The organism is Parachlamydia sp. AcF125 (genome assembly GCF_018342475.1).
Taxonomy (GTDB): domain Bacteria; phylum Chlamydiota; class Chlamydiia; order Chlamydiales; family Parachlamydiaceae; genus Parachlamydia.
The window spans coordinates 163,962-176,989 of the sequence record NZ_JAEMUD010000001.1; the positions used below are offsets into that span (position 1 = coordinate 163,962).

The following is a 13,028-nucleotide window of genomic DNA, read 5'->3' on the forward strand; positions in this document are numbered from 1 at the left end:
CTTGTGTATTCGCCATAAGTGAGTGTAGAGGCTAGCCAATTTGTTTTTTGCTGGCATAATATTGATAGATGCTGGCATGTATCCTTCATCTTTCTGAAGAATCGTGAATTCAACCTGAGGGAAGCCCTAATGTCAATTAGCCCAATAGTCAGGCAAAACAGGCATTAGCCAAATTGCAAATCACAAAACCATTCTTTTGTCTGGTTATGTTGGAAAATATGCATGATTCCATCCCTCCCAAGGTTGAGCTTAGTGAAATCCCTGCCATCTATTTGCATAACAAAACTCCAGTCTTTGGAACTCTCCCTTAGGCCTTGCCAAGGTGCGGGTTCGTGTTGTAAGCAATAGGGATAGCCTCCAACCTTCGTGCCTTCAGCGGTAGAAAAAGCTCCCTCATAGTAGTCATCGCCATATTCTTCGCTTAGCTCATAGCGAATAGCTTCTGCTAAATCTTCTGGAAAAAAAAATTCAAATAAATCATTTGGAGGATAATCCATCACTTTCTCCCACACAATTAAAGTTATTTGCTCCTCTTGCGGAATATTTTTGGGAATAGAGGCCCCCAGTAATAGAGTAGGATCGGGATATTCTCTAATTTCTGCTATCCATCTACCCTCCTTTTCCAAATAAATAGGATTTTCAGGGCAATATAGGCTTATCACTTTATTCTCTGAGCCAAAAAGAGCTGAAAAGATAGGTAAATTATGAGAAGTAATTTGTACAAGTGGGATCAAGTATTGTGTTTCAGTAGACGGCCATTTTTCCTCTTTTAAACGATGAGAAATTCCTCCAATCAGGGAAAGAGGCTCATCAAATAGAAACTTATCTCCTTGGCCAGGAACCAAATAGCTTAATTCTTTTTTAACAGGATCCCATTTTTTTGTAACAGAAAGCCCTTTTTTAGCTATATAGGCAGGTTTGCCAAATTTTCTTATTGAGGCTATCATTTCTCGTTTTTCCATATAGTTCCTTCGTTAACTGACCGAGACAGATAATAGTATAAATTAAGTCTTGCTAAGTAACATTCTTTGAAAGTGATCCTCAATTTTAAAGCCAAAGTAGCAGGCTGAGAATAGCTTCAGAAAAAACTGGCAAAATGACAAAAGCCATTCCCTAAACCTGGATTCTCTTTCGGCCACCTTCTAAGCGCTTCTGGATCGTTTCGTTTACAGGCCTACCTTTTCTGTGACTGATGTCTCTCTTGCCAGTTAATTTTAATTGCACCCTTCAGAGCTATTTGTGGCTGAAAGATCCACTCCCTTTAGAGGAGCTAATAGAAGATCCAAAGTTTTAGGGTTTTTATCATAAGGCGCCCTATACTTTAGCCTTTTGTCAATTAAAAGCTTTTTCTTTTCCCTAGCTTAGCTTTCAAGCTAAAGGCCTCTTATCCATTCCCTCAATTTATTGTAAATTAAAGATTTAAAACAAGTTTAAAATTGTAAAACAATTAATTGAAAAAATATTTAATTTCACTTAAACACCAACTTAAGAAGACATATAAAATTTTTGACTTATTTTAATGCGGTTGCCTGAAATTAAACTTAACCCACTGTAGTTACCATGGACATACATGAAGTAAATGAAAAAGAAAAAAAGTTATTTATCCGCTATGGCTCTGCTGCCTCCGAAGCGATGTTTGATTTCCCTTGCCATTTCTTTCGCATTCCTAGCTGCCAAGGAGTGATTGCTTATCGGATCGAATATGGGTGCGCAATCGTTTTCGGAGAACCTATATGCCCACCTCGCGAGACATCCATGCTGGTAGAAGCCTTTCACTATCATTGTCAAGAAGAAAACTTAAATATTATTTATATTATCGTTTCCGAAAAATTTGCCAAATGGGCCAAAAGCTCTTATTGCAATATCCTAATTGAAGCGTGTTCTGAACTCATTTTTGATCCTGAAATTGACCCATGCCTGGCTAGCAATAGATTGCGCCACAGAGTAGAAAAAGCCTCTAAGCGTGGATTAACCGTGCATGAATACATCCCGTTTGATGCTGAAATTGAAGACACTCTTAAACACATCGGCGTTAAATGGCATAAAGCAATAAAAGGCCCTCATATTTATCTAGGGCATCTCAACTTTTTTGAAAGTTATATGGGGAAGCGATGGTTTTATGCCAAGGAGGGTGAAAAGATAACAGGGATGATTATGTTAAGTCGAGTAGAAGCTAGCCATGGATGGCTGCTAAAATTTTTAACCACTTCCCCCGATGCTTCTCCTGCTACTTCAGAATTTTTAATGACCTCCGTATTGGAGATACTAAGGAAAGAAAACTGCCGCTTTCTCTCAAAAGGAACAGCTCCCGCAAATTTTTTAGGAGAAGTGAGCGGTCTAGGATATATTTCTATGCACATTTTGAGCACGCTTTATAAAGTGATAAGCAAGATCTTCAAATTTGAAAAACGGAAAGAATACTGGCTTAGATATGGTCCAAAAGTTGTTCCTTCTTACCTTCTCTTTCATCGTCCTCATATTGGCCTGAATGAAATTAGGGCTCTTATGAAAGTTTTTAAAACGATGATTTAATCATCCCTACAAGCTTAAATAAGCGCCTGCTTGATTTTAAAAGGGATTAGAAAAAGGGACTAATTGAGGAGGAGGATTCTGAAAAGAAGGGCACAAGACTGATTATTTCTGCTAAACTGACAGATATTCAGCTGCATGTTATACTCTTTGAGAAAAGGGGCAGAAGGGATTTCAAAAACTCCTCTTCAGAAAATCCTCTTAAATGATAAATTTACTTCCATGAAGTTCAAACACTCACAACTTCCCATCGAAAACTGGACAAGACGAGCAAAGCAACATGCCGAATTAGTGTCTCCCTTCACCGACGCTTTTTTAAAAAGAAGGTCGCGGGGGCTTAAACACGCCGTGCATGATTTTTTGTTCACTTATTACACCTTTTCTCCCCTAAAGCTGAAACAGTGGGTTCCTTCATTTGAAGAATCTATTCTTATTTCCAACGACAGGCGTGCAGAATACCCTTGGCTGAATGGCTATTGGTTTCAATTCAAAGAAAACATGTTATATGTGAACAGGGAGCGTTTTCAAGAAAATACCAGGGGGCTGGCTCAATTTGTCTTAAAATTGTGCCAAAATATTTTGCATCGGCCTCCCCGATTTGGGTGCTTTGGCTTACATGAATGGGCGATGGTTTATAAATTATCGCCAGAAGCAATTAGGCATAACACCTATCGGCTTAGGCTATCTCCCGAAAAACTAGCCACATTTGTGGAAAGCCAAATAATTTGTTGTTCCCATTATGATGCTTATCGCTTTTTCACAAAAGAGGCCCGCCCTCTTAATATCTATCATCCCACTCTGCAAGGAAGGGTACAAATGGAGCAGGGAGGTTGCTTACATGCCAACATGGACTTATATAAATGGTCAACGAAGCTGTGGCCCTGGATCGGATCCGATTTTATTGCAAAAGCTTTCTTGCTTGCACTAGAAGGAAGAGAATTAGACATGCGGGCAAGCCCCTACGATTTGCAAGAAGAAGGCTATACTCCTATCTATATTGAAACAGAAGAGGGTCGCAAACAATACCAAAAAGAGCAACATTCCTTAGCTGAACGTGCGACAGTTTTGCGCAGGGAGCTCCTTTCGTTTTGTGAAAGGCTCTTGCTGATCAAACCCAGCCGAGAATCGTTAGAACAAGGGCCGACTCCTGAATCTAAGCTCTATTTATGAGCTTCTCCTAAATGGCGCTAAGAGCCTAACGGCTAAAACATTTGGATGCTACGCTTTTAGAAGCTGGATAAGCACGTCTCTACTTGCCAATTTTAGAATTCCTTCTTATCAGCTAATTTTTGCGTTTATAAACAAAGCCTCCTTTTAAAACTTTCAACTTGTTATCCTCTCTCTAACAATAAGGTAGCTAGAAGACTCCTGACTTATCGCTTTGCCAACCTGTAACACTTTTATCAATTAAAGGGTTTGGAATCTCGTGAAATTGGATTTCAACTGCAGAGATGCTATTGCAAATAAGAATGAGTGTTCCTCTCCTTCAAAATATTTTGTCAGGCAGTATAAAATTAATTTTGCCTGGTCATTATATTAGAGCTTTTTCACCTCTCTTCTTTCTTCTTTTTCAATTTGTGAGAAAAGAGCTTCTTTTTCAGAAGCTCTCTATATTTTAGCGTCTTTTCTGTGGTTGGGAAGCTGCTTCTTCACTTACAGCCTCTTTGTTTACCCCGCTTGAAAAGAAGGTGCCATCGGCAATCTTGGTGAGTTTTTTATCAGCGCTGCCCTCTTCATCTAACGTTTCTTGTAGCAGCTTGATTATTTCTTTGTCATAGCCTAAATGATTGGCAAAGCTTCGCAAGGTTCCGTAGGAAGCCATTTCATAGTGTTCCACTTTTTGAGTGGCACTGATAATAGCAGCATCTAAGGTAAAGGATTTCGAGATTTTTTTTGTACGCTCTTCGGCAGCTTGTAAAAGGCTTTTCATTGCTATACAATTTTTTCCTAGGATCTCTAAATCTAAAAGCGAAAATACTTTTTTAAGTCGTTTAACTTGATTTTTGGTTTCATTTAAATGGTTCGTTAAGGCTTCTTTTAAGTCTTGATAAGAGGCTAGTTCAATCAAATGGGGAAGAAATTCAATGATCTGATTTTCTGAATCATACATTTCTGCAAGTTCAGTGATAAATAATTGAGTTAAAGCTTGGCCTTTCATAACTTCCTCCTTTTTTAATTTTCAAATTAATTTAAGCATAAAGAAAAGTTTAGGATTTCTTTATTTAGCTTTATTTGCTTACGAGGATGTTAGAAATAGATGACTGCGTCTTAGTTAGATGCTATATGCTTACCTGGACAAGATCATTCCAGGCAAAGTAGGATTACTTTACATCCTCTTATATCACTATCATTCATTTTTAAATTTAATTGTCAAATTGGCTTTATTAAAAAAATAAGCTTTGAATAATAACAGCTTAAAATATGGGTTTATTTTTTAAATGGCCTATAGCGAGTTTCATGTTGTGATCTCGGTTTTTAGGTTAAAAGCCCTGCTAGAAATGAAAAAGCGGCCGAGCTTTAAGCATTTGAGAAAACGCCTTCCACGATTCTTTTAAAAATAATTCGACCTTTTTTTATAGAAAGAAAAACAACTCTCTCTAGAGAAGGATCGCATGACTAAAAAGTTTGAAGGAAAAATAGCCATCATTACCGGTGGAAATAGTGGACTTGGTTTAGCTATAGCTCAATTGTTTGTCGCCGAAAGCGCCTTTATGTCTATCACGGGACGTAGGCAAAAAGAGCTGGACAGGCTGTTAAGCTCGTTGGCTCTAACGTCAAGGGGATTCGAGAAGACGTATTCAAACTAGACGGCCTCGAGCGATTATATGATACAATGTAAGAAGAAAGTGGGCACATTGATATTTTATTTGTCAATGCGTGGAAAGGAGAGTTTGCTTCCTTAGAAGCCATTACCGAAGAACATTACAATAAAACTTTTAACACAAATGTAAAAGGGATCCTTTTTAGCGTGCAAAAAGCACTTCCTCTCATACGTGAAGGAAGTCCTATTATTTTAAATGCTTCGATGGCTGGTTCAAAAGGAATTGAAGCTTTTTGCGTTTACTCTGCCAGTAAACTAGATACTCGATTTAAAGAAACGAAAAAATCCGGGTGAACGCCGTAAGTCCAGGCACAATTCCTACAGCTTAACCAATATGAAATGCACACGTCGATTATAACGCCGCTAGGACGGGAGGAAAGACCCGAAGAAATTGCAAAGCCGGGGTTATTTCTCGCCACCGAAGATAGTAGCTACATTACAGGGATTGAGTTGTTTGTAGATGGAGGCTTTACGCAAATTTAAAAGAAAGGTGCTTACATGGCAAAAAACTTAAATCTTGCACGCTTGGAACCACCCCTCTCTCACACCTTGTAGATGGGATTCAGGAAGCGTCCAAAATTATTATATTTGAAAGCAATCAGAATCGGTTAGAGCTTGCCTATAAATCATAGAGGATAAAGCAAGCTTTTTTTCTCTCCGCTAATCTGAAAGAGATTCAATAAGCTAATGGATGCCCCTCTACCGTTCCTAGGTTGGCGATAAAAATTATGCTCTAAACGTGGCGTTACAAGGCTTTTTTAAATTTTGCAAGTTTGCTTCGCTGCGCCCTATAAGTACAAAAAGGCAATCTCTTGATTTGCTAAAAAACAAAGGGCTTTCCAAATGCTAGAAGAAACACCTGTAATTAAGGCATCTGAAAAAATTCATGTTGCATGCCCTCAGCAAAGAACTTCCTCTTGAGAAGTTTCTTTTTTAGGATATTTAATCCGGGAATGGCTGTAAGCAACCAAGGTATGCACTAAAGTTTCTTTAACTTTTGCCAATTCTTCAAAAGTTAATAGACATTCATCAAATTGGCCATCATCTGCTTTTTCTCGAATTAATCGAGTCGCAAGCTCCATTAAAGAATCTTCATTGATTTGGTCTAAAGAACGGGAAGCAGCTTCAACTGTATCCGCGATCATAATAATGGCAGATTCTTTACTGCGCGGTTTTGGACCTGCATAGCGAAATTCTTTTTCATTCACTAAGGTTTTATCCCCTCCCATCTTCTCCAGTTGCTTCCTATAAAAGTAGTAAACCAAAGTCGTGCCATGGTGTTCTTTAATAACTTCAATAAATTGCTCAGGAAGCCCCGCTTTACGGGCAATAGCCACCCCTTCAGCGACATGCGCCATAATCACCTGCGCCGATTCTTGGGGGGTGAGGAGTTGGTGAATATTCATACCTCCTTGCTGATTTTCAGTAAAATATTGGGGCGTGGCCATTTTGCCAATATCGTGATAAAGAGTGCTCACGCGACAAAATAAACCGTTTGCTCCAATGGCTAAGGCGGCTGCTTCAGCTAAGTTGCCAACCACAATAGAATGCTGGTAAGTACCAGGGGCTTCTATTGTCAACCGTCGCAAAAGGTCATTATTAGGATCCATATATTCCATCAAAGAGACATCCGTCATAATGCGGAAAGCAGACTCAAGCAACGGCAGCAAGCCAACAACCGATATGGCGGTTAATAGCATAAAAATAGCCGTACTCATTAAATCAGCTAAAAGCCCTGAACTCCATTGAGTACTTTTATAAAGGTGCATAGCTAAAACCGTCAGCGCACACCCCAACCATGCCTTAGCACATACCACCAAAATTTCTTTTCTACGTCGAAGAGAATGGGTACTCAGTATAGCGATAATAGCCGCGATCAAGTTGAGCAGCAAAAACCCTTGACGATCAAATGCCAAAGTCTTTCCTAGAACAACAGCTAAAAATCCACTTGTAAATGTCGCTACAGCAGGATTCATTAAACTACATAACAAAATGGCAGCAAAAGGTACAAGCAAAGGATAGCGAACAGCTTCCATAAGATGTGTCTTTGTGTTGAGTAAGAAAAATTCAGCTAACTTTGCAAAACCAAACGTGAGGATAGTAACAGTGACAAGCAAGAAAAGCTTCCGATTAGAGGAGAGGATATTTGGATGATTAGAGCGAAAATATAAAATCGAGATTCCCGTTAACACAAGGGTCAGTAAAAAGCTTCCCAATAAAGTGAGAGGGCTACTTAGATTGCGTTTTTCTCTCAAAGCTTCTTTCATAGCTTGAAGGACCGCAATATGCCGCGCATTGACTTTTTCCCCTTGATCAATGATGCGGCTGCCTGCGCTGATGTGAGTATATTTATCGGGCACTTTTGCTTGGATACGTTTTCGCAATTCCCGTTCTGCCGATGCATCCTCTTCTAAATTCCAAAACTTTTCTTGAAAATATTCGCTAACAAATTGAATAGTACCGTCGTGAAACTCACTTCTCGGCAATGCGATTGTTTGCAGTTTTTTCCAAATTTGAGAAGGAAGGCTAACAGGTTCTGAAAGCTCCGCTGGCGTATAGATTTGATAATTTTCTATTGCTATCTCGTTTTCTCTCGCTTTTTGAAGGGTTCTAGGATCTGTCAATCGAAGCTTTAGCAAAGCTTCGACGAAATTATCCCCCCCTTTATATACATCTTCAAAAGAGCTTTCAGGAGCAGATTTCCGCCAATCTTGATTAAAGATGAGAAAGTTTTCAAATTCTAAGCGTCTTTGATTGATTTCTTTTTCTGAAATGCGATAAATTTTTCCTAAATCTTTAACCATTTCTTGCTTGAGAAGAATGGTTGCTTCTTCGTTGTAAAAGTTGGTATCGACTTGAGCCACAATATAGCTGGGCGCATAATGGTTAAGCTCCAATGTTTTGATCCTGACTTCTCGAAAGTGAAGAACCATAAACAAGGGGATCATAAACACTAAGCCGATCAAGAATCTTATTCCAAGGTTTTTATCAAAAAAGCCCTGCTCGCGAGAAAATTTGAGCTCGTTATAATTCTCAAGCTCACTAGATCGATCGTTCATTGAAATGTATTGTCCTTAGCCGATGGATTTCGGCTTTATTTCTATTAAACAACATTATTGAAAATAGTTAAAGATTTTTCCAAGTAAAATTAGTTCTGCGTTTATATATTAAGCTTCGCCAACATAATTGCTCAAGTTAAGAGTTGAGTGTAAACTAAATAACCAAAAATAAAAACGATCTCACATCAAAAAGGCTTAACATGCGATCAAAAACAGTTTTAGTTGTCGGAGGTGCTGGATTTATAGGCTCTCACGTCAATAAAATGCTGCACCAAGCAGGCTATCAAACAGTCGTATTAGACAATATGAACACTGGCACACAAGCTGCTGTGACAAGAGGAAGTTTCATCAAAGGGGATTTGGCCGATTCTGCATGCCTAGACTTTATCTTTTCCAGCTATATTATCGACGCTGTCATGCATTTTGCAGCCTTGATTGACGTTGGCGAATCGGTACGAGAACCTGCTCTATACTATCGCAATAATGTCGCCAATACCTTGAATTTATTGGAAGCCATGCATCGCCATCATATTCCTATTTTTATTTTTTCTTCTTCTGCTGCTATCTTTGGAACCCCTCAAGCTCCTATTATAACAGAAGAGCATCCCTGCCATCCTATCAATCCTTATGGAGAAACAAAATGGGTGGTTGAAAAAATGCTGCGAGATTTTGAATTAGCTTATGGGCTTAAATCCACTTGTCTGCGCTACTTTAACGCTGCAGGAGGCGATCCCGAGGGAGAGATTAAAAATTTTAAGAAAAAGGAAACTAATCTAATTCCTCTTGTGCTTCGTAGCCTTATAACTCCTCAAGGATGCGTTTCCATTTATGGGACCGATTATCCTACTCCCGATGGGACTTGCATTCGAGACTATATTCATGTGTGTGACCTGGGGGAGGCCCACATTTTAGCTATGCAACAATTATTTGAAGGGGCCCCGTCGGATTTTTACAATCTTGGCAATGGGCAGGGCTTTTCGGTCAGACAAGTCATCCAAAAAGCCGAGCAAGTCACAGGGTTAAAAGTCCAAGTGATCGAAGCAGATCGCAGGCCTGGAGATCCTCCTATACTGGTGGCAGATGCCCAGAAAGCAGCGCACCAATTGGGATGGAGACCCCATTACCCTGAGCTTGAAACCATGATTAAGCATGCCTGGCAAGCACTGAATTAGTTCATGCACATGCTTGCTCTATCTTTTTCTCAACTTCTTTGGAGGAATCGGTCAAGCATAAATGGGGAATTAACTCCTGAGCTCTTTCCCAAAGGACTTTTTCAGTATCATTGATGAGAAGCGCGTAGGCCATATCTACACTTCGCTTTTCTTGAATAGCGATCTGTAATGCCCTGTACCCTTGATCGTGAGTCAATAAGTTCATTCCTTCATATTCTAGAAAATGAGCAAATAGATGATAATTGTGCTTTTCTACCGCATAGGTTAAAGCTGTATGCTCTGCTTCAATCTCTCTGCTTATATCCTCCTCGAGTATACTTTCTATTTTTCTCACCTTAAAAGGTTCATTGATCAATTCAGCCGCAGAACTTTTTAGCTTCTCAGCAATTTGAATTTCCTCAGGCGACCTAAGATCCCAAACAGTTTCCGTATAAAGTTCTAATACGTGACCAGACTTATCCTCATTTTCATAGCGCAATTGTTTTGTTTCTAGCAGATAATCTATACACTGGATGCTGCTTGAATCAAATGCAGCTTCCCAGACTTGGGAAAGATTTTTCGATAAAAAATCGCGCCCTCCCTTCTCATCCACTTTTTTTAGCAGAAACACTTGATCTCGCTTGGTCGCCTCAATCAGAGCGTGTTTGAAAACCAAACGTCGCGTTTTTTCTGGAAGGGAACAAGCTTTGTTAATAATTGCGGCGATTAACTCGGGAGAATTGAAAATAATAGCGAGATGGATAAAGTTTTTTAAGGAGATGGCCGATTCCTGTCCCTGATCAAAGGAAACTGTAGCCAGATAACGGGCAATGAGAGGTTCAATGCGATCAATCGTTCGGATCATAACATCAGAATCAGACAAGTTAATTAACCTTTCCCATTTCACCGCTTGATTATAGGCGTCTTCTAAGGAATAATTTTTGGCTTCGATTTCTTTAGCAAATTCTTTTTGCGCTTGTTGACGCCTCTCTGCTGCATGCATGGCAGCCATTTGTTGGTCGGCTTCTTTTTGTTTTTCATCGATAAACGTATCGATCATTCCTAAGGCGCTTTCCATTTTGGCTTGGTTAAAACACCCCCCAAAATAGCCTTTAATCGAACCGATAAAATGGCGGAGGGTCGGCACAAAATTTGGATCTTCTAACACTTGCACAATACCTTTTTCGCCTACTTTTAAAAGGGTTCCCCATTGCTTTCGTTTATCCCGAATTTCAGTTCCATTAAAAACATACGGATTTCCCTCTGCTTGGATTTTTTCATCCCTATTTAAGGCAGCGGCTATGGCTGCTTCTTTCCGCTCTTGTAAATCGCGAGATTTAAGAGCAGGGGGAGTTTTGGGAAGCAATTCTAAGCACTCGTTTAACAATTTTTGATTGCTCTGAGCTTTCTTTGGGGTTACCCCGTTTGTTTTAAAAGTTTGCTGAAAGATGATGGTAAGATTGGCGATATTTTGTTGGCACCTTTCTTTTTCAAATAATTCTACCTTTTTCTTATTTACAAAAGCTTTAAGCTTGGCTGCTACATGGGGTGTATAGGTTCTTTCAAACTGAATCCCTATACCTGCTAAAATTCGCTTAATAACTTCGAGAAAAAAGTTATCTTTTTTCTTTAATCGCAATTTAGTGGTCAGGACGCAGCTCTTGTTTTGCACTCCTTGAGCTACCTGTTCGACATTCTCCCATAGGGTTTGGTCAAGGCGCATTAAGCTTATTTGGCTCATTATTTGTAATCTCCCTTATTTACACTATCTATTTGCCCAGCAATTTTAACATATTTTTTTAAAATAAAGCAATTCGCAATTAAACTAAGTGTACGACCAAATCTTCCTGAAAAATTTTGCATAAATTATCCCACATTCGATACACTTACTCTTTAAATTCATATTTGTTTGGTTTGCCATGTCCCATTATCAAGTTTCGGCAAGAAGGTATCGCCCTCAAAGATTCCAGGAAGTTCTTGGGCAAGATCCCATTATTACTACTTTAAAAAATGCCATTCAGATGGGCCGTCTTGCAAATGCTTATTTATTCTGTGGATCGAGAGGAACAGGCAAAACAACTTTAGCCCGTTTATTTGCAAAAGCCCTAAACTGCTTGGCCCCGGCCACTGACCATGAGCCGTGCAATCAATGTATTTCGTGCCGGGAAATTGCAGCAGGACACTCTTTAGATGTTTTAGAAATAGACGGAGCTTCCCACCGAGGAATCGACGATATTCGTCAAATTAACGAAACAGTGGGATATGCAGCGGCGTCAGGGAAATATAAAATCTATATTATCGACGAAGTGCATATGCTGACCAAAGAAGCTTTTAATGCATTGCTCAAAACGCTCGAAGAACCTCCCTTAAATGCTAAATTTTTCTTTGCTACTACAGAGCCCCATAAAGTGCTCCCCACTATTTTAAGCCGGTGCCAACGCTTCAATCTCAACCGCATTCCTCTTGAAAAAATTGTAGAAAAGCTTCGCCATATCACTCAGGACATGGGGGTCGAAGCCCAAGAAGAAGCCCTTCATATAATTGCTAAAAGAGCGGAAGGAGGCCTGCGGGACGCAGAATCTCTCTTAGACCAAGTTGTAGTCTTTCATGAGGGTAGCATGACAGTACAATCGGTGTCTGCCGTGCTAGGCATTATGCCAAAAGAAGTCCTTTTTGACTTTGATAAAGCGGGCAAAGAGGGACGCCTGGCAGCTGCATTTGAAATTGCCCATCATATTTTTACGGAAGGCAAAGATTGGCAACAATTTTGTGAAACCCTTGTGGAACATTTTCGAAACTTATTGCTAATCAAGCTCTCTGGAAAACAGGCTCCATTTTTAGCCCTTTCCGACCATGAAAGGGACCGCTATGAACTTTCCGCGCAGCTTTATTCAAAAGAACAGTGTTTAAATTTATTAGATTATTTTGTCGAATTGCAAAGCCAAATCCGGTTTGCGCCTTCTCCTCGCATTGCTCTTGAAGCAGGCCTTTTACACGCCATGCGCAGCCATCAGAGACTTCCAATCGAAGTATTAGTTCATCGTCTAGGAGAACTTGAGCAAGCTATTGCGAAAACCTCCCCAGGCTCTGAACCTTCTATCCAGCCATCTGCAATTGCGCAGCCGGCTACCACCCCCTTTGTGGCATCACCCTCCCAAAAACCCATCCAAGCCGTACAAAAACCAAACCCTGTTGTCTCAATCAGCGAAGATCCCTCCCCTTCCCTACAAGATTTAGATTTAGGGATTAAAACTGCTTCAGTTGCTCAAAAATCTGAGGATTTCACTCCAAAGACAGAACACATTCATGAAAAGCTGCCAGCTTCAATTGAATTGGGTTCTCGCCCTACGCCCGAAGCGCAACTCATTTCTAAACAACAGCAGAGTGCCTACGATACCCGTTTACAATTTGCCGCTGTAGAGCTAGGAGGAAACCTCCGAAAAAAACCTTTTAATAAATTCTAAACTG

At 39.9% G+C, this 13,028-nt stretch carries 9 protein-coding genes and 1 pseudogene; 6 read left to right on the forward strand and 4 right to left on the reverse strand.

Going from position 1 to position 13,028, the window contains the following annotated elements:
* Nucleotides 1-164: 164 nt before the first annotated feature.
* The gene (locus tag PARA125_RS00685; RefSeq protein ID WP_213156815.1) at nucleotides 165-962 is read right to left on the reverse strand and encodes a DUF1963 domain-containing protein; all 798 of its coding nucleotides are present in this window, start codon (nucleotides 960-962) and stop codon (nucleotides 165-167) included.
* Between the two features lie 598 nt (nucleotides 963-1,560).
* Between PARA125_RS00685 and PARA125_RS00690 the strand changes: the two genes are divergently transcribed.
* Nucleotides 1,561-2,532, forward strand: a complete 972-nt coding sequence (locus PARA125_RS00690; RefSeq protein ID WP_249274095.1) for a phosphatidylglycerol lysyltransferase domain-containing protein — start codon at nucleotides 1,561-1,563, stop codon at nucleotides 2,530-2,532.
* Between the two features lie 135 nt (nucleotides 2,533-2,667).
* Nucleotides 2,668-3,699 (forward strand): hypothetical protein, encoded by a 1,032-nt coding sequence (locus PARA125_RS00695; RefSeq protein ID WP_249274096.1) that lies wholly within the window; start codon nucleotides 2,668-2,670, stop codon nucleotides 3,697-3,699.
* 445 nt (nucleotides 3,700-4,144) lie between these two features.
* Here PARA125_RS00695 and PARA125_RS00700 read toward each other — a convergent pair whose 3' ends face one another.
* Nucleotides 4,145-4,687: a YciE/YciF ferroxidase family protein gene (locus PARA125_RS00700; RefSeq protein WP_213156816.1), complete on the reverse strand. Its 543-nt coding sequence runs from the start codon at nucleotides 4,685-4,687 to the stop codon at nucleotides 4,145-4,147.
* Between the two features lie 454 nt (nucleotides 4,688-5,141).
* Here PARA125_RS00700 and PARA125_RS10110 point away from each other — a divergent pair, with 454 nt between their 5' ends.
* Together PARA125_RS10110 and PARA125_RS10115 are read left to right on the forward strand one after the other, a co-directional pair.
* The gene (locus tag PARA125_RS10110) at nucleotides 5,142-5,336 is read left to right on the forward strand and encodes an SDR family NAD(P)-dependent oxidoreductase (RefSeq protein WP_283248313.1); all 195 of its coding nucleotides are present in this window, start codon (nucleotides 5,142-5,144) and stop codon (nucleotides 5,334-5,336) included.
* Between the two features lie 53 nt (nucleotides 5,337-5,389).
* A pseudogene (locus PARA125_RS10115) lies at nucleotides 5,390-5,833 on the forward strand (SDR family NAD(P)-dependent oxidoreductase).
* Nucleotides 5,834-6,249: 416 nt separating this feature from the next.
* Here the strand turns inward: PARA125_RS10115 and PARA125_RS00710 are convergent.
* Nucleotides 6,250-8,409 (reverse strand): HD family phosphohydrolase, encoded by a 2,160-nt coding sequence (locus tag PARA125_RS00710; RefSeq protein WP_213156817.1) that lies wholly within the window; start codon nucleotides 8,407-8,409, stop codon nucleotides 6,250-6,252.
* A 200-nt stretch (nucleotides 8,410-8,609) separates the two neighbouring features.
* Between PARA125_RS00710 and galE the strand changes: the two genes are divergently transcribed.
* Nucleotides 8,610-9,581: a UDP-glucose 4-epimerase GalE gene (gene galE, locus PARA125_RS00715; RefSeq protein ID WP_213156818.1), complete on the forward strand. Its 972-nt coding sequence runs from the start codon at nucleotides 8,610-8,612 to the stop codon at nucleotides 9,579-9,581.
* Between the two features lies 1 nt (nucleotide 9,582).
* Here galE and PARA125_RS00720 read toward each other — a convergent pair whose 3' ends face one another.
* On the reverse strand, nucleotides 9,583-11,301 hold the full coding sequence (locus PARA125_RS00720; protein ID WP_213156819.1) for a beta-1,6-N-acetylglucosaminyltransferase: 1,719 nt from the start codon (nucleotides 11,299-11,301) through the stop codon (nucleotides 9,583-9,585).
* A 178-nt stretch (nucleotides 11,302-11,479) separates the two neighbouring features.
* Between PARA125_RS00720 and dnaX the strand changes: the two genes are divergently transcribed.
* Nucleotides 11,480-13,024 (forward strand): DNA polymerase III subunit gamma/tau, encoded by a 1,545-nt coding sequence (gene dnaX, locus PARA125_RS00725; protein ID WP_213156820.1) that lies wholly within the window; start codon nucleotides 11,480-11,482, stop codon nucleotides 13,022-13,024.
* The last annotated feature ends 4 nt before the right edge of the window (nucleotides 13,025-13,028 follow it).

Coding starts and splice junctions, on each gene's coding strand:
- PARA125_RS00685 (WP_213156815.1), bottom strand. CDS start 962: ATGGAAAAACGAGAAATGATAGCCTCAATAAGAAAATTTGGCAAACCT.
- PARA125_RS00690 (WP_249274095.1), top strand. CDS start 1,561: ATGGACATACATGAAGTAAATGAAAAAGAAAAAAAGTTATTTATCCGC.
- PARA125_RS00695 (WP_249274096.1), top strand. CDS start 2,668: ATGTTATACTCTTTGAGAAAAGGGGCAGAAGGGATTTCAAAAACTCCT.
- PARA125_RS00700 (WP_213156816.1), bottom strand. CDS start 4,687: ATGAAAGGCCAAGCTTTAACTCAATTATTTATCACTGAACTTGCAGAA.
- PARA125_RS10110 (WP_283248313.1), top strand. CDS start 5,142: ATGACTAAAAAGTTTGAAGGAAAAATAGCCATCATTACCGGTGGAAAT.
- PARA125_RS00710 (WP_213156817.1), bottom strand. CDS start 8,409: ATGAACGATCGATCTAGTGAGCTTGAGAATTATAACGAGCTCAAATTT.
- galE (WP_213156818.1), top strand. CDS start 8,610: ATGCGATCAAAAACAGTTTTAGTTGTCGGAGGTGCTGGATTTATAGGC.
- PARA125_RS00720 (WP_213156819.1), bottom strand. CDS start 11,301: ATGAGCCAAATAAGCTTAATGCGCCTTGACCAAACCCTATGGGAGAAT.
- dnaX (WP_213156820.1), top strand. CDS start 11,480: ATGTCCCATTATCAAGTTTCGGCAAGAAGGTATCGCCCTCAAAGATTC.